Source organism: Xanthomonas sp. WHRI 1810A (assembly GCF_040202885.1).
GTDB lineage: Bacteria > Pseudomonadota > Gammaproteobacteria > Pseudomonadales > Pseudomonadaceae > Aquipseudomonas.
The window spans coordinates 125,592-142,210 of the sequence record NZ_JBEGED010000011.1 but is presented as its reverse complement, the minus strand read 5'-3'; the positions used below and the strand labels follow the sequence as shown (position 1 = coordinate 142,210).

General features: G+C 60.7%; 16 protein-coding genes. 9 read left to right on the top strand and 7 right to left on the bottom strand.

Features of this window, described 5'->3' with window-relative positions:
• Nucleotides 1-56 precede the first annotated feature (56 nt).
• Entirely contained in the window at nucleotides 57-581 is a 525-nt protein-coding gene (locus ABQX22_RS17260; RefSeq protein ID WP_349801078.1) for an anti-virulence regulator CigR family protein, read from the top strand.
• 169 nt (nucleotides 582-750) lie between these two features.
• Nucleotides 751-1,419, top strand: coding sequence for an NAD(P)-dependent oxidoreductase (locus tag ABQX22_RS17255; protein ID WP_349801077.1), 669 nt, complete (start codon nucleotides 751-753; stop codon nucleotides 1,417-1,419).
• A 16-nt stretch (nucleotides 1,420-1,435) separates the two neighbouring features.
• On the opposite strand, the gene ABQX22_RS17250 is transcribed toward ABQX22_RS17255, so the two are convergent.
• Entirely contained in the window at nucleotides 1,436-2,365 is a 930-nt protein-coding gene (locus tag ABQX22_RS17250; protein ID WP_349801076.1) for a choline sulfate utilization transcriptional regulator, read from the bottom strand.
• Nucleotides 2,366-2,499: 134 nt separating this feature from the next.
• Between ABQX22_RS17250 and betC the strand changes: the two genes are divergently transcribed.
• A complete protein-coding gene (gene betC / locus ABQX22_RS17245) occupies nucleotides 2,500-4,005 on the top strand; it encodes a choline-sulfatase (protein ID WP_349801075.1) in 1,506 nt (501 codons plus the stop codon).
• A gap of 38 nt (nucleotides 4,006-4,043) precedes the next feature.
• The gene (choX, locus tag ABQX22_RS17240) at nucleotides 4,044-4,973 is read left to right on the top strand and encodes a choline ABC transporter substrate-binding protein (RefSeq protein ID WP_349801074.1); all 930 of its coding nucleotides are present in this window, start codon (nucleotides 4,044-4,046) and stop codon (nucleotides 4,971-4,973) included.
• Between the two features lie 105 nt (nucleotides 4,974-5,078).
• On the opposite strand, the gene aroE is transcribed toward choX, so the two are convergent.
• A complete protein-coding gene (aroE, locus tag ABQX22_RS17235) occupies nucleotides 5,079-5,906 on the bottom strand; it encodes a shikimate dehydrogenase (RefSeq protein ID WP_349801073.1) in 828 nt (275 codons plus the stop codon).
• Nucleotides 5,903-6,826, bottom strand: coding sequence for an oxygen-dependent coproporphyrinogen oxidase (gene hemF, locus ABQX22_RS17230; RefSeq protein ID WP_349801072.1), 924 nt, complete (start codon nucleotides 6,824-6,826; stop codon nucleotides 5,903-5,905). The genes aroE and hemF overlap by 4 nt, the downstream gene beginning before the upstream one ends.
• A gap of 232 nt (nucleotides 6,827-7,058) precedes the next feature.
• Here hemF and ABQX22_RS17225 point away from each other — a divergent pair, with 232 nt between their 5' ends.
• Nucleotides 7,059-8,036 carry an NADPH:quinone reductase gene (locus ABQX22_RS17225; RefSeq protein WP_349801071.1) on the top strand — a complete coding sequence of 326 codons (978 nt, stop codon included), beginning with the start codon at nucleotides 7,059-7,061 and terminating at the stop codon, nucleotides 8,034-8,036.
• Nucleotides 8,037-8,136: 100 nt separating this feature from the next.
• Here ABQX22_RS17225 and ABQX22_RS17220 read toward each other — a convergent pair whose 3' ends face one another.
• From ABQX22_RS17220 to ABQX22_RS17210, 3 genes are all read right to left on the bottom strand, one after another.
• Nucleotides 8,137-8,694 carry an L-threonylcarbamoyladenylate synthase gene (locus ABQX22_RS17220; RefSeq protein WP_349801070.1) on the bottom strand — a complete coding sequence of 186 codons (558 nt, stop codon included), beginning with the start codon at nucleotides 8,692-8,694 and terminating at the stop codon, nucleotides 8,137-8,139.
• A 38-nt stretch (nucleotides 8,695-8,732) separates the two neighbouring features.
• Nucleotides 8,733-9,848: a DNA-processing protein DprA gene (dprA, locus tag ABQX22_RS17215; protein ID WP_349801069.1), complete on the bottom strand. Its 1,116-nt coding sequence runs from the start codon at nucleotides 9,846-9,848 to the stop codon at nucleotides 8,733-8,735.
• 123 nt (nucleotides 9,849-9,971) lie between these two features.
• Nucleotides 9,972-10,997, bottom strand: coding sequence for a LysM peptidoglycan-binding domain-containing protein (locus ABQX22_RS17210; protein WP_349801068.1), 1,026 nt, complete (start codon nucleotides 10,995-10,997; stop codon nucleotides 9,972-9,974).
• Between the two features lie 142 nt (nucleotides 10,998-11,139).
• On the opposite strand from ABQX22_RS17210, the gene def reads away from it, so the two are divergent.
• The 4 genes from def to trkA all read left to right on the top strand — a co-directional run bounded on the left by def (nucleotide 11,140) and on the right by trkA (nucleotide 15,570).
• Entirely contained in the window at nucleotides 11,140-11,646 is a 507-nt protein-coding gene (def, locus tag ABQX22_RS17205; protein WP_349801067.1) for a peptide deformylase, read from the top strand.
• Nucleotides 11,647-11,789: 143 nt separating this feature from the next.
• Nucleotides 11,790-12,737, top strand: a complete 948-nt coding sequence (fmt, locus tag ABQX22_RS17200; RefSeq protein ID WP_349801152.1) for a methionyl-tRNA formyltransferase — start codon at nucleotides 11,790-11,792, stop codon at nucleotides 12,735-12,737.
• Complete coding sequence (gene rsmB / locus ABQX22_RS17195) at nucleotides 12,734-14,053, top strand: 16S rRNA (cytosine(967)-C(5))-methyltransferase RsmB (RefSeq protein ID WP_349801066.1); 1,320 nt, start codon at nucleotides 12,734-12,736, stop codon at nucleotides 14,051-14,053. The genes fmt and rsmB overlap by 4 nt, the downstream gene beginning before the upstream one ends.
• A 143-nt stretch (nucleotides 14,054-14,196) precedes the next feature.
• A complete protein-coding gene (gene trkA / locus ABQX22_RS17190) occupies nucleotides 14,197-15,570 on the top strand; it encodes a Trk system potassium transporter TrkA (RefSeq protein WP_349801065.1) in 1,374 nt (457 codons plus the stop codon).
• 139 nt (nucleotides 15,571-15,709) lie between these two features.
• Here the strand turns inward: trkA and ABQX22_RS17185 are convergent, their stop codons facing one another.
• Nucleotides 15,710-16,597, bottom strand: a complete 888-nt coding sequence (locus tag ABQX22_RS17185) for a lysophospholipid acyltransferase (RefSeq protein WP_349801064.1) — start codon at nucleotides 16,595-16,597, stop codon at nucleotides 15,710-15,712.
• Between the last annotated feature and the right edge of the window lie 22 nt (nucleotides 16,598-16,619).

Here is a 16,619-nt window from a genome sequence, read left to right as displayed (position 1 = left end):
CAGGATCAGGTCCTGAACCCCTTTTTGCTGATCCGTATTGGTTCAGGAGCTCGTCGATGAAAGTGTCAAACCGTTTGATTGCTGGGGTAGGCATTTTGGTGATCAGTGCCACCACGCTGGTACATGCGGCCGGGCCAGATGAGCGAGGCGGGCCGGATAATCGTGGACCGGATAATCACCAGGATCAGAATCAAGGCCACGGCAACAATCAGGGTGGCAATCAGCCTGGCAACAATCAACAGGGCCACGGGCCATCGGGCAACAACCAGCCAGGCAGAGCCAACAACAACGGCAACGGCAACGGCGGCGGTGGTCGACCTCCGGCGAACTTCGACGACGTGCGTCGTCAGGTCTATGAGCATCGCGAGACGATTGGCCGTGGCCAGCCGCTGCCCTCCAATATTCGCGTAGAACGTGGGCACCCGTTGCCACGCGGCTACGGCAAGCGCCTGGACAGCCGCTCGCTGCAATACCTGCCACGTTACGACGGCTACGAATGGCGCCGCCTGGGCACAGACGTGGTGCTGATCGCCGTCGGCAGCGGCATCGTGTATGAAATCCTGGAAGGCGTTTTGAACTAAGCGCTTTGACGAAACCCTGTAGGAGCCAACCTGTTGGCGAAGCGGCCGGCTCGGTTTGGTGTCCATGCCGCTTCGCGAACAAGTTCGCTCCTACAGAGACCCATCAATACCCACTCGCGCTGCTACCCTCAACACAAGGCAAGTTATCCACCGCCGCGGGTTGATCACCATGAAAAACGCCGAAACCCCTGTGTTGAAAGTCGCGCTGTTCGGCGCGATCAGCAGCTTTGGCAGTGCCCTGATGGCCGAGCTGTTGCGACGCCAGCATGAGGTGATTGCCGTGCTCGATGACCTTAATGCGCTCGCGCCTCGACCAGGGCTGCGCACCAAGCAGGGCAACCTGTTCAATCGTGAACGCATTGGCGAAAGCATCGCCGGCAGCTCGGTGGTGATTGCTTTGCTGGACGCGAAAGTCCTGCCCGTCGGCACTGATGAACCTCACCCCCCTCAAGACCTGACCCCGGTCAATCAACTGATCGTGACCCAGAACCTGCTCGCCTGCATGGCGCATATGGGCGTGAAGCGGCTGATGCTGGTGTGCGACGTTGAACTGCGCCATGAGGCATCTCTTGCTGACTACCAGGACGCCCATCTCGATCAATTCCAGGCCTCAGCGCTGATTGTGGATTCGCTGCGCAAAAGCGAGCTGGCCTGGACATTGGTCAAAGCGCCGCAGGGCGTGGCGGGCCTTGGCATTGAGCATTTCAGCCAGAACGGCGGGACGGTCGAACCGGGGCTTGAAGCCCCGTTGGAGGTACTAGGCCGGGTGGCGGCCGGTATCGCGGATGAAATGACGTTGAATCTGCATGTCCATCAGTACGTAAATTTCGTGATCTGAACGCACTCGATGCCCTTCACACCGCAATCGATGGCAACGGCCGACCCACCAGTGAATCTCCGCTCAGCGCCTGTTCACTTTTCAACCAGTCGACAAACTGCTGAACGATCTGTACCCGTCTTTTGCGCTGTGGCAGCACGACGTAATAGCCTTGGGCCGAAATCGCCGTGGCTTCAATCGGTCGGCATAACAGGCCCTGATCCAGCAGCGCATCCACCAGATGCCGCCACCCGATGGCGATGCCTTGTCCGCCAATCGCGGCCTGAATCAGCAGCGTGTAATTGTCGAACCGCAGCTGTCCGGGGGCGGGCGCCTGGGGGATGTTCAGCGCCCGGAACACGCCACCCCAGTCGAACCAGTTGTTACTGCCTTCACCGCGCAGGTGCAGCAAGGGAAACGCTTTGAGCGCATCAACCGACAACGGCAGGGCCCGGCCCGCGATCAGCTGCGGGCTGCACACCGGAAACACTTCCTCGTTGAACAACCAATGGCTCTCGCCCTGCTTGAAGCGGCCATCGCCAAACAGCACGGCAACGTCGATATCGGCACGCAGCATGTTGTGGGTGCGCTCGCTGGTAACCAGGCTCACGTCGACGTCCGGATTGCTTTTATGGAAGCGATGCAGCCGGGGCATCAACCAATACGCGGCGAAGGCAAAATCGGTGGCAACCTGCAGCACCTCGTGCTGATGCTGTTCGGTGATGGCGATCAGGCCCGTGTCCATGGATTGCAAGCCGGTCTGCACGTGGCTGAACAGCACCTCACCGGCTTCGGTCAGTTCGATGCCCCGATAAATGCGATCAAACAGACGCGTTGCCAGTTGTTCTTCTAATCTTTTGATTTGCTGGCTAATCGCCGGCTGTGTGGTGCCCAGTTCCACGGCAGCCGCTGTAAAGCTGCGCAGGCGCGCTGCGGCTTCGAATCCACGTAACAGATCAAGCGACATGTCACCAAGCGCATTAAACATAAGCTGGGCTTATCCTAGGCATTGCCGTCTATGGGTTTTACAGTGGGGCTATAGGGTCCCATTCTGAATCAGAGCAATTTCGCATAAATATTCACTATGGATGCAGCGAATACATGAAGCGCAAAAATATACTTTTTATTATGGCCGATCAGATGGCCGCGCCGATGTTGCCGTTTTACGCCTCATCTCCCGTCAAAATGCCGACTCTGAGCCGCCTGGCTGCTGAGGGCGTGGTCTTCGACGCCGCGTACTGCAACAGCCCGCTGTGCGCGCCCTCCCGCTTTACCCTGGTCAGCGGTCAGCTCCCGAGCAAAATCGGCGCCTACGACAACGCGGCCGACTTTCCGGCGGACGTCCCGACGTATGCCCACTATCTGCGTCGCCTCGGTTATCACACCGCCCTGTCGGGCAAGATGCACTTCTGCGGCCCGGATCAGTTGCACGGCTACGAGCAGCGCCTGACCAGCGACATCTATCCTGCCGACTACGGCTGGTCGGTGAACTGGGACGAGCCCGACGTGCGCCCAACCTGGTTTCACAACATGGCCTCGGTGCTGCAAGCCGGGCCTTCGGTGCGCACCAACCAGCTGGATTTCGACGAGGAAGTGGTGTTCAGGGCTCAACAGTATCTGTTCGATCACGTTCGTCAGGATGGCGACCAGCCGTTCTGCCTGACCGTGTCGATGACTCACCCCCACGACCCGTACACGATCCCGAAACACTACTGGGACCTGTACAGCGACGATGACATCCCGATGCCGGCTCAGGCGCCAGCGCAGGAAGATCTGGACCCGCACTCGCAGCGCCTGTTGAAGGTTTACGACCTGTGGGACAAACCTTTGCCGGAACACAAGATCCGTGACGCGCGTCGCGCCTACTTCGGCGCTTGCAGCTACATCGATGACAACGTCGGCAAACTGCTCAAGACCCTTGAAGAAACGGGCCTGGCCGACGACACCATCATCGTGTTCTCCGGCGATCACGGCGACATGCTCGGCGAGCGCGGGCTCTGGTACAAAATGCACTGGTTCGAGATGTCGGCGCGGGTGCCGTTGCTGGTGTACGCTCCGGGGCAATTCCAGGCGGGCCGCGTCACAGCGGCTGTGTCCACTGCCGATTTGCTGCCGACCTTCGTCGAAATGGCGCAAGGCACACTGGACCCATCGCTGCCACTGGACGGCCGCTCGCTCCTGCCGCATTTGCAGGGCCAGGACGGGCACGACGAAGTCTTTGGCGAGTACATGGCTGAAGGCACGATCGGCCCGCTGATGATGATTCGTCGCGGCGATTACAAATTCATCTATTCGGAACAGGACCCGTGTCTGTTGTACGACGTGGCTAACGATCCGAAAGAACAGGAAGAGCTGAGCCAGTCCGAGGCTCATCGCGACCTGTTCGCTGCATTTCTGGCCGAAGCACGGGCCAAATGGGACATTCCGGCGATACACCAACAGGTGCTCGCCAGCCAGCGGCGCAGGCGTTTTGTCGCCCAATCGCTGGCACTCGGCAAGCTGAAGAGTTGGGATCACCAGCCGCTGGTAGACGCCAGTCAGCAATACATGCGCAACCATATCGATCTAGACGATCTGGAGCGCAAGGCCCGTTATCCACAACCTTGAACCCTGCCAACACCTAGAAAACCAAAAAGGGGCACACCATGAAAAAGTTATCCACCGCGCTGGCAGTTGGGGTCATGAGTCTGAGCAGCGTTGTCGCACATGCCGCTGACTCGGCCAGCTGCAGCACAGTAAAAATGGCGGATCCGGGCTGGAGCGACATCGCTGCAACCAACGCCATCACCGGGTTTTTACTCAGCGGCATGGGTTACAAGGCGAAGGTCGATACCCTGGCGGTCCCGATTGCCTATGGTGGCCTCAAGGACGGGCAAATGGACGTGTTTCTGGGCAACTGGATGCCGGCGCAGCAGGGCTTTTACGACAAATTCATCGCGACCGGCGATGTGACGCAATACCAGAAGAACCTGGAAGGCACCGAGTTCACCCTGGCCGTTCCGGATTACGTCTATGACGCAGGCGTGCATGATTTTGCCGACCTGAACAAGTTCGCCGACAAATTCCACAAGAAGATCTACGGCATCGGCTCGGGCGCTCCGGCCAACCTGTCGTTGCAGGAAATCATCAAGAAAAACGAGTTCAGCCTGGGTGAATGGAAGCTGGTGGAGTCCAGTGAACAGGCGATGCTGGCTGAAGTGCAGCGCAACGTGAAGAAGAAGGAATTCGTGGTCTTCCTCGGCTGGACACCGCACCCGATGAACGTGCAGATCAAAGGCATGCACTACTTGAAGGGCGGCGAGAAATACTTCGGCGACACCGGCAGCGTCTACACCGTGACCCGCAAAGGCTATGCCGACGCCTGCCCGAATGTGGGCAAGCTGCTGTCCAACCTGACGTTCACCCAGGACATGGAAAACTCCATCATGAAAACCGTGGTGGACACCAAAGTCAGCAACACCGAAGCCGCCAAAACCTGGATCAAGGCCAACCCGGCGACCTTGGAGAAGTGGCTGGATGGCGTGAAGACGCTGGACGACAAGGATGCGTTGGCGGCGGTGAAAGCCAAGTTGTAACAAGAGGCCTGTAGGAGCGCGCTTGCCCGCGATAGCGTTTCGTCAGTCGACAAAAACGTCGCCGACAGATCGCATTCGCGGGCAAGCGCGCTCCTACAGGGTGCCTTACGCAGCTGCCAATAACCGTCGCAACTCAGCCAATACAGGCGCCGACTTCGGGCGTACACCACGCCACTGCAGAAAGGCTTCGGCCGCCTGCTCCACCAGCATGCCCAGACCATCCACGGCTTGACCGGCATTGTGCTCGGCTGCCCAGCGGCAGAACGCTGTCGGCTCGTTGCCGTACATCATGTCGTAGCAGAAAGTTTCGCCGGGATGAATGAGACCTGACGCAATGGCCGGCAACTCGCCTGAGAGGCTGGCCGATGTGGCGTTGATGATGATGTCTACCGGTTCTTCCAGCCAATCGAAACCACTCGGGAACACCGGTCCAAGATCGGAAAATTCTTTCGCCAGCTGTTCTGCTTTCTCCACCGTGCGGTTGGCGATGACGATCACCTCTGGCTGCTCGGCCAGCAGAGGCTCCAGCGCGCCACGCACCGCACCGCCTGCACCCAGCACCAGGACGCGTTTGCCCTTCAGGGTGACGCCGTGATTGACCGTCAGATCGCGCACCAGCCCTGCGCCATCGGTGTTGTCACCACGGAGGCTGCCGTCGGGCAGTTTGATCAGGGTATTGACCGCGCCGGCGCGCTGAGCGCGTTCAGTCAGGCTGTCGGCCAGTCGAAATGCCTGCTCCTTGAACGGCACCGTTACGTTGGCGCCAAGGCCGTGCTGGAAAAAGGCGGTGGCGAACGCAGTGAAATCATCCAGCGGCGCCAGAGAGGTAGTGTATTCAAGGACCTGGCCGGTTTGCTCGGCGAACAGGCGATGAATCAGCGGCGACTTGCTGTGCCCGATGGGGTTACCGAAGACGACGTACTGGTCAGTCATTTGCCTTGCGCCTCACCCAGCCAGTCCCGATCCTGCAAAAAGTAGTCGGTCAGACGAGCTTCTTCGCTGCCCGGCGCGGCTTTCCAGTCATAACCCCAACGCACTTGCGGGGGCAGCGACATCAGGATCGATTCGGTACGCCCGCCCGATTGCAGGCCAAACAGCGTGCCGCGGTCGTACACCAGGTTGAACTCGACGTAGCGCCCCCGACGGAATTCCTGAAACTCCCGTTGTTGAGCCGTATATGTCGCCGCCTTGCGACGCTGGACGATGGGCAGGTACGCGTCGATGAATGCATCGCCGATGGCCCGCAGAAACGCGAAGCTGGTGTCGAAGTCCCACTCGTTCAGGTCATCGAAAAACAGTCCGCCCACGCCCCGGGGCTCATCGCGGTGTTTGATGTGGAAGTAGGTGTCGCACCACGCCTTGTAACGCGGGTAAACATCGGCACCGAACGGCGCGCAAGCCTGTTCGGCCACGCGGTGCCAGTGAACGCAGTCCTCCTCAACGCCGTAGTAAGGCGTCAGGTCGAAGCCGCCACCAAACCACCAGACCGGTTCTTCACCTTCTTTTTCGGCGATGAAGAAACGCACGTTGGCATGAGCGGTCGGAACATGAGGGTTGTGAGGATGCATGACCAGCGAGACGCCCAGCGCTTCGAAGCCACGCCCGGCCAGTTCAGGCCGATGTGCGCTGGCCGATGGTGGGAGACCGGCGCCGAAGACGTGGGAGAAATTGACCCCGCCTTTTTCGATCAGTTGGCCGTTCTCCAGCACACGGGTGCGTCCGCCGCCGCCCGCCGGCCGTGTCCAGGCATCTTCGACGAACAGCGCGCGACCGTCTTCCTGCTCCAGGGCAGCGCAGATCCGGTCTTGCAGGTCGAGCAGGTAGGCTTTGACGGCGTGGGTGCGTGTGGACATGGCAGTACCTTCGTATCGAGCGCCTGAAACTGAATGGCCGGGCAGCGCGTTGGAAAATGGGCCGCCTGAACCAACGCAGCCTTCCAGCCCGCAGCCCTAGTAAACCAAGCGCAGCGGCAAAATTGGCGCGTAGCATAACACCCGCCCGCCGGCCGCCGCTGTTGACGCAGATCAAACGAAGGAGTCCGATAGAACCCTTTCGCACTTGTTCGGACCACGACGGAGAAAGCACATGGCAAAGCGTATCCAGTTCCGCACCCACGGCGGCCCTGAAGTCCTTGAGTACGTCGACTTCGAGCCGGCGGCACCCGGGCCCAATCAGGTGCTCGTGCGCAACAAAGCGATTGGCGTCAACTTCATCGAAACCTATTTCCGCACCGGACTTTATCCACCGCCGTCGATGCCTTCAGGCCTGGGCAACGAAGGGGCAGGGGTGGTCGAGGCGGTTGGCGGGGAAGTGACCCACGTGAAAGTCGGCGACCGGGTGGCCTATGGCACCGGCCCGCTGGGCAGCTACGGCGAGGTCCATCTGATACCCGAAGCCAATCTGGCGAAACTGCCGGACGACATCAGTTTCGAGCAAGCCGCTGCCGTGATGCTCAAGGGCCTGACCGTGCAGTACCTGTTTCGCCAGACCTACGAAATCCGCCCCGAAGAAATCATTCTGTTCCACGCGGCCGCCGGTGGTGTGGGTTCCATTGCCTGCCAGTGGGCCAGCGCGTTGGGGGTCAAACTCATCGGCACGGTCAGCTCGGCCGAAAAGGCTGCCCATGCCAAAGCGTTGGGTGCATGGGAGATCATCGACTACAGCAAGGAAGACGTAGCCAAGCGCGTGCTTGAACTGACTGACGGGAAAAAAGTGTCGGTGGTGTACGACGGCGTCGGCAAGGACACGTGGGAAACGTCGCTTAATTGCCTGGAATTGCGCGGCTTGTTAGTCAGCTTCGGCAATGCGTCCGGGCCGGTCTCAGGCGTGAACCTGCAGATTCTCGCGCAGAAGGGGTCGCTCTACGTGACACGTCCGACACTGGGCTCGTACGCCAACAGCCAGGAAACGCTGCAGGCCATGGCGGACGAGGTGTTCGGCATGGTATCGAGCGGCAAGGTGAAGGTCGACGATATCCAGCAGTACGCGCTCAAGGATGCCGGCAAGGCGCAGACCGAGTTGTCAGCGCGGCGCACGACGGGGTCGATGATTTTGATTCCGTAACGCAGATATTCTGTAGGAGCCAACTTGGCGAAGCGGCGTACGCAGAGTCTCAGCGATGACGCTTCGCGAACAAGTTCGCTCCTACAGAGGCAAGCCCGTGTCAGCCCTGCCGCACTACATTCGCCGTCACCAGGTCCCGGATAACGCTGGGGTTACGTCGCCCGCCCAGGCTCCCGCCCAGCACCATGTCCAGTTGCTCGTGGAAATACTGCTCCACTCGCAGCCGACTGCGGGCAGCGGGCCGTCCGGTGGGGTTCGCCGAGGTGGACACCAGCGGCCCGGTCAACGCACATAACTCACGCACCTGTGGGTGATCGCTGACCCGCAGCGCCACGGTTTCATGCCCGCCCGTGATCCAGTCGGGCAACAAATTCTGATGCGGGACCAGCCACGTGTTCGGGCCAGGCCAGGTACTGGCCATGCGATCAAGCCAAAGCTCGGGGAAATCATCGAACAGGAAATCAAACTGGCGGATGTTGTCTGCGATCAGAATCAGCCCTTTCTCCACCGGCCGGGCCTTGATGGCCAGCAGCCGATACACCGCCTCCGGGTCCCATGGATCACAGCCCAATCCCCACACCGCTTCGGTTGGATAGGCAATCACGGCACCGGCCCGGATTTCTCGTGCGGCTTGCTGCACACGCCAACTGCTGACCATCGTGCTCTCTCCATACAAAGCTGGCGGCCAGTTTAACCTCACGGCGCCCGGCCAAACCATCGTCCCGCCTCGCAGGCAATGCTTCCGTCCAGCTCAAGCTCGGTCAGTGCCGCCAGCACTTTGGGCAACGGCCAGCCGCTGGACAGGGCCAACGCTTCACTGGTGTGGGGCGCCGCGTGCAGCAAGGCGAGCAACGGATGGGCGGCCGGCTTGGGTGCCGGCGCAGCGCTGTCGTTGGACGGCGGCAGCACCTGCCATCCCCGCAGGCCTTCCATGATGTGGTCGACCGTCTCCACCAGCGTGGCTCCGTCGCGAATCAATTGGTGACAGCCGCGTGCGCCGGGGTGATGAATCGATCCTGGAATGGCGTACACCTCCCGCCCCTGCTCGGCGGCCAGACGCGCGGTGATCAACGATCCGCTGGCGACGCTGGCCTCAACCACCAGTACACCCAAGGACAAGCCGCTGATGATTCGATTGCGCCGAGGAAAGTTGCTGGCATGGGGGCCAGCGTCCAGCGGCAGCTCTGAAACGACGGCGCTACCTTGGGCAACCATCGCCGCCGCCAGAGCTGTGTGGCGCTGTGGATAAAGTTTTTCGATGCCTGTTCCCAAGACCCCGATCGTGGCGCCGCCCACGTCCAATGCGCCTTGGTGCGCCGCGCCGTCAATGCCCAGCGCCAAGCCACTGGTGATGACAAATCCGGCCCCTGCCAGACTGCGCGCAAACGCCGCTGCGGTGTCCATTCCAGGTTTGGACGCACGGCGGCTGCCGACCATGCCCAGCTGTGGGCGGTCCAGCAGACCAGGGTTGCCAGCGATGAACAGAAGGGGTGGCGGATCGGGTATTTCGGCGAGCAGCGCGGGATAGGACGGGTCGTCCCACATCAACAAATGCTGGTCCGGACGCTCTAACCAGGCCATTGCGGCGCTGGCGCCGTCCCTTACATCCGGATTGCGACGGGCCTCTGCGGAGGCCGTCGGTACCCCCAACGCACGCCATGCCGAGGCAGGCGCACTGAGGGCGGCGGACGCACCACCGAAGGCATCGATCAGTTTATGAAAGCGTTTCGGACCGATTTCCGGAAGCCTGTGCAGGCGCAGGCGGGCTTCCAGTTCGGCAGGCGAGGGGGCAGCGTTTTCAAACAACGGCATAAGATCTTCCTTGATCTTCGGCCCTCCGAAAGGGAGGAGCAACCTGTGGATAACTCTGTTGACAACAATTAAACAAGTGAAGCACTGCGGTGGAAAAAAGCCTGCCGAACCTGATACATAGCGTTACGGATTGCGCACCTTGTCCAGTACCGCCAAAGATCTGGTCGCGTGCAACACCAGCCCATAACTCAACTTTTCGTACGTGCGGAATATCATCAGCTCGCCCGCACGTTCGTCAGGGATTTTGACTTCGTCGCCGCTGACGCGATCCCGGACATGCTCTCCGGTCTTGTAGATCGCCAGCACGTTGCCGTCCATCAGACCGTCACGCTTGCCCCGGTCAATCGTCACAACGTCATATTCACCGATCTGCGTGACCCCGCGTGGCACGTCAAGGATCAGGCCTTCAATCGGCATGGACGGGGCGCTGGGCATGAAGGTCGAATTGATGGCGTGCTCTTCGCTGACAAACAATCTGTCGCCAAGGCGCACTTCCTGGGTCGAACGCTGCAATTGCAAGGTGGCGATATCGCCTTCACTGGAGACGATTTCACCGCCGCCGATGTCGTCTGCGTTGATCCCGAGAACCTCACGGGTGTCCGGGTCGATGTAGGTTTTGCCCTGGCGGAAAATACCGTAGCCGGTGTGCTCCTGATCGAAGACGCCTCGGGCGTAGATCCGATCACCCATGCCGCTGAGTACGCGCTCGGCGTTACCCGCAACGATGTAAGGCGCCCGGTCGAACTGCTGCGGCGTGTCGATGATCCGGTTTTTCAGCAGGAACGCATTGATCGCGCCCAACGGGATGCTGGGAATCGCGTCGGCCACCGGGCTGCTGCGCACGCGTGGCGACAGCTTGATGGTCCCCCGGGACTCGCCCCGGTTCAGGGTAATGCGCGGCTGGCCGTCAACGTACGTGAGGGTCAGTACGTCACCGGGGTAAATCAGGTCCGGGTCGTGGACCTGCGGATTGGCCCGCCAGATCTCCGGCCACTTCCATGGCTGACTGAGAAATTTGCCCGAAATGCCCCAGAGCGTGTCGCCAGCGACAACGGTATAACGCTCGGGATGGCCTTCCTTCAATTGTACTTGCGCCTGAACAAGGCCAGTCGCGGCCAACAGCAGCAGGGCGAGTAGTGATTTCCTCATGCGGTGAATCCCTTTATCATGTTGGCTTCGCGTGAATCATGGAGTCTTGCGAGACTTCTTTTTTACAAGGACTGCCCGCTTGTGACGTCCCAAGCCTAGCAGCCGATTTTGACTTTACCCTACAAGTGCAGCGCTCACGTATATGGCCATTTTAAACATCCTCGAATTTCCCGACCCGCGCCTGCGTACCCTTGCCAAGCCGGTGACTGTGGTCGACGACAGCGTTCGCCAGTTGGTCGACGACATGTTTGAAACCATGTACGAAGCCCCTGGCATCGGTCTGGCGGCGACCCAGGTCAATGTTCACAAACGCATCGTGGTCATGGACCTGAGCGAGGACCGCAGCGACCCGCGCGTCTTAATCAACCCCGAGTTCGAAACCCTGACCGACGAGATGGAACAATATCAGGAAGGCTGCCTTTCCGTGCCGGGCTTCTATGAGAACGTAGATCGGCCGCAGAAGGTAAAAGTCAAGGCGCTCGATCGCAATGGCCAGCCCTATGAGCTCATTGCCGAAGGTCTGCTCGCGGTGTGCATCCAGCACGAATGCGATCACCTGAACGGCAAGCTGTTCGTCGACTACCTGTCCAACCTCAAGCGTGACCGGATCAAGAAAAAGCTCGAAAAGCTGCACAAGCAGAACGCTTGATCCAACGCGCCACCTCCCTCATGTAGGAGCGCGCTTGCCCGCGATTGCAGTGTGACAGTCACCTTCCCATGTCAGACCAGCCAAATCGCGGGCAAGCGCGCTCCTACCGTAAACATTCCTACGAGAAGCCCATGACCGAGCCCTTGCGCATTGTCTTTGCCGGCACCCCCGAATTTGCCGCCGAACACTTGAAAGCCCTGCTCGACAGTCCCTACGAAGTGATCGCGGTGTACACCCAGCCCGATCGCCCGGCGGGCCGAGGCCAAAAGCTGATGCCCAGTCCGGTCAAGCAACTCGCCCTGCAACACAACATCCCCGTCCTGCAACCGCCGACCCTGCGTGACACAGCAGCCCAGAATGAACTTGCAGCGCTTAAGCCTGACCTGCTGGTCGTGGTTGCCTACGGCCTGATCCTGCCGCAAGCAGTACTGGACATCCCGCGTCTGGGTTGTATCAACAGCCATGCTTCGCTGCTGCCACGCTGGCGCGGGGCGGCGCCGATCCAGCGCGCGGTGCAAGCCGGTGATGCAGAAAGCGGCGTGACCGTCATGCGCATGGAGGCGGGTCTTGATACCGGCCCGATGTTGCTCAAGGTTACAACCCCGATCACCGCGCAAGACACCGGTGGCACGCTGCATGATCGTCTGGCTGAACTCGGTCCACCGGCCGTGGTGCGAGCCATCGCCGGGTTGGCGGCCGGTGCACTGGTCGATGAAGTGCAGGACGACACCCTTGCCACCTACGCTCACAAGCTCAATAAAGACGAAGCACGCATTGACTGGACCCGGCCCGCCGAAGAGCTTGAGCGTCTGGTCCGCGCGTTCAACCCCTGGCCCATCTGTCACAGCACGCTGAACGGCGAAGCACTCAAAGTGCTGGCGGCCGACCTCAGTGAAGGCGCGGGCGAACCCGGCACGATCCTCAACGCCAGCAAAGACGGCCTCGTCATCGCCTGTGGGCAACAGGCTTTGCGCCTGACGCGCCTGCAACTGCCGGGCGGCAAACCCCTGAATTTCGCTGACCTGTACAACAGCCGCCGCGAGAAATTCGCCCTCGGCACCGTGCTCGGTCAATCGGTAGATGCCCAATGAACCCGCGCCTTGCCGCCGCCAAAGCGCTCGCCACCGTTCTCAGCGGCAAGGCTTCGCTCAACAGCTCCCTGCCCAAGCAACTGGATAACGTCGATGATCGAGATCGCGGCCTGACTCAGGACTTGGCATTTGGAACGGCTCGTTGGGAGCCCAGGCTTTCTGCGCTGGCTGCCAAACTGTTGCAAAAGCCTTTCAAAGCCGCCGACAACGATGTCCAGGCACTGCTGCTGGTCGGCTTGTATCAGCTGTTTTATTCGCGCATTCCGGCTCACGCCGCCATTGGCGAGACGGTTGGTTGCGCGGACAAACTGAAAAAGCCCTGGGCCAAGGCGCTGCTCAATGCGGTGTTGCGCCGGGCTCAGCGTGAAGGCGAAGCGCTGCTGACGGAGCTGGAACACGACCCTGTGGTCCGCACGGCGCACCCTCGCTGGCTGCAAAAAGCATTGAAAGCCGCCTGGCCCAAACAGTGGGAAGACATTTGCGCCGCAAACAATGCGCACCCGCCGATGATTTTGCGGGTCAATCGCCGGCACAAGACTCGTGAGCAGTACTTGCAACTGCTGCTGGACGCAGGCGTTCAGGCTACCGCCACAGCCTTCAGTCAGGACGGCATCGTGTTGACCGAGCCGGGTGATGTGCGCGGGCTGCCGGGATTCAACGAAGGCTGGATCAGCGTTCAGGACGAAGCGGCCCAATTGGCCGCCGACTTGATGGAGCTGGCGCCGGGGCAACGGGTGCTGGATGCGTGCTGTGCGCCGGGGGGCAAAACCTGCCACTTGCTGGAAGTGCAGAAGAACCTGGCTGGCGTCGTCGCCGTGGACCTTGAAGCCAAGCGCATGGTGCGGGTGCAGGAGAACCTCAACCGTCTGGGCCTGAGCGCAGAGCTGATCGCGGCCGATGCCCGAGCCACCGATCATTGGTGGGACGGCAAGCCGTTCGACCGCATTTTGCTGGACGCGCCGTGTTCGGCAACGGGCGTTATCCGACGCCATCCGGATATCAAGCTGACGCGTCAGGCAGATGACATCCCGGCCCTCGCTACACTTCAAGGTGAATTGCTCGATGCGCTGTGGCCGACGCTGCAGGTGGGGGGCATCTTGCTGTACGCCACCTGCTCTACGTTGCCGGCCGAAAACTCGGAAGTCATCGCAGCGTTTCTTGCTCGCACCTCGGGCGCACGAGAACTGGACATCGCCGGGCAGAACGGTAACCCGCCGCCCGGCCTCAAACAGCCCCATGGGCGTCAGTTACTCGCTCAGCAGGGCGGGCATGATGGCTTTTATTACGCCAAGCTGATCAAGATCGCGGCTGGCTGATACGAGCCCTGTAGGAGCGCGCTTGCCCGCGATGGGGGCTTATCCGCTGCGCACATGCCAACTGATCCGACGCCATCGCGGGCAAGCGCGCTCCTACAAAAATGTCCGGCAGATCCAAACACAATTTCATGGAGAGAGACTGATTGAAAATCATCATTCTCGGCGCAGGGCAGGTTGGCGGAACGCTGGCCGAGCACCTGGCCAGCGAAGCGAATGACATCACGGTGGTCGACACTGACGGCGACCGCCTGCGCGACCTGGGAGATCGCCTGGACATTCGCACGGTGCAGGGCCGTGGCTCGTTTCCCAACGTGCTGCGTCAGGCCGGCGCCGACGATGCAGACATGTTGGTGGCCGTGACCAGCAGCGACGAAACCAACATGATTGCCTGCCAGGTGGCGTTCACGTTGTTCCACACCCCGACCAAGATCGCCCGCATCCGCGAAGCCGCCTATCTGACGCGCGCCGGAATGTTCGAGAACGCGGCCATTCCAGTGGATGTGCTGATCAGTCCGGAACAGGTGGTGACCAATTACATCAAGCGCCTGATCGAGTACCCCAGCGCCTTGCAGGTGATCGACTTCGCGGGCGGCAAGGTGCAACTGGTGGCGGTCAAGGCCTACTACGGCGGGCCATTGGTGGGTCAGCAACTGCGCCAGCTGCGCGAGCACATGCCCAACGTCGACACACGGGTTGCGGCCATTTTCCGGCGTGATCGTCCGATCATTCCTCAGGGCGATACCGTTATCGAAGCCGATGACGAAGTCTTTTTCATCGCCGCCAAAGCGCACATCCGCTCCGTGATGGGGGAAATGCGCCGACTGGACGTGAGCTACAAACGGATCATCATTGCGGGCGGCGGGCACATCGGTGAGCGACTGGCCGAAGCGATCGAAAACCGCTACCAGGTCAAGATCATCGAGATGAATCCAGCGCGCTGCCGCTATTTGTCGGACACCTTGAACAACACCGTGATCCTGCAGGGCAGCGCGTCGGACCGCGATCTGTTGATGGAAGAAAACATCGACAACGCCGACCTGTTTCTCGCGCTGACCAACGACGATGAAGCCAACATCATGTCGTCGTTGCTGGCCAAGCGGCTCGGCGCAAAGAAGGTGATGACGATCATCAATAACCCGGCCTACGTGGACCTTGTCCAGGGCGGGGAAATCGACATTGCCGTGAGCCCGCAGCTGGCCACCATCGGCACGTTGCTCGCCCACGTACGGCGGGGCGATATCGTCAGCGTGCATTCATTGCGCCGCGGGGCGGCGGAAGCGATTGAAATCGTGGCCCATGGCGACTCCAGGTCGAGCAAGGTGATCGGCCGCGCCATCAGGGACATCGAACTGCCGTCAGGCACCACCATCGGCGCGATTACCCGGGGGGAAGATGTACTCATCGCCCACGACGCGACGGTGATCGAGTCCGGCGATCACGTGGTCATGTTCCTTGTGGATAAAAAGTACATTCGGGATGTTGAACGGCTGTTTCAGGTGGGGTTGAGCTTTTTCTAACGTCCTGGCGAGTGTTGGAGCGAGGCTTGCCCGCGAAGCTAGCGACGCGGAGTGCCAGGCAACCGATGGCGCAGCTTCGCGAGCAAGCTCGGCTCCAACAGAACACGCCGTCCCATCCAGATGAGAAAGGCGGCTCGAATCAATACCACCGCGCCTCGCCGGCCGGGCGCTTCTTGAAGCGCTTCATCGTCCACATGTATTGGCTTGGGTAAGCCCGCACGTATTTTTCGACGACTTTGCTCATGGCCGCCGCCGAGGTTTCGGCGTCAGTGCTGTACATGGCCTCTGGCGCCGCTTCTAGCACCACTTTGTAGCCCGAACCGTCGTCGAGTCGCATGGCATGCAGGAATACCCCCACCGCCTTGCCGCCCGCGAGCATGTTGGGGACGAACTTGCTGGTCAGCGCCACCGTCCCACAAAACGGTACGAAAATGCCTGCCGACTCCGAGGGCTCCGGGTCCGCAGGAATGCCGACCGAACCGCCTTTGCGCACTTCCTTGATCACGCTGAGAATACCTTCCTTGGTGGAGGCGGCCACGCGGTTGCCCAGTTGCACGCGCTGTTTGCGCAGCAGATCGTCCACCGCCTTTAGCTTGGGCGGGCGATAAAAGATGATCGGTTTGCACTGGCTGCAGTAGAAGTGGTTGAGCACTTCCCAGTTGCCCAGGTGACTGGTGATGCCGACCACACCCTTGCCGGACGCCAACGCTGCGGTCAGCACTTCAAGGCCTTCGACTTCGCGCACCAGATTGATGGATTTCTGCGCCGGCCAGATCCAGGCGCAGGCGCTTTCGGTCAGCGTCTTGCCGATGTCCATAAGGCTGCGGCCGACCAGCGCCTCAAGCTCCTGAGCGTTGAGCTCGGGGAAGCATTTGGACAGGTTGATCCGCGCCACTTCACGAGACCGATTGGGCAGTTTCCACATCAGCCAGCCGATGGCGGTGCCGACCGCTTGCACGGCGCGCCACGGCAACAGCGCAAACAGACGCAACGCGCCGACCATCACGGCGCCTTTGAACTTATCCACAGATCACTCCTGAACACATGAG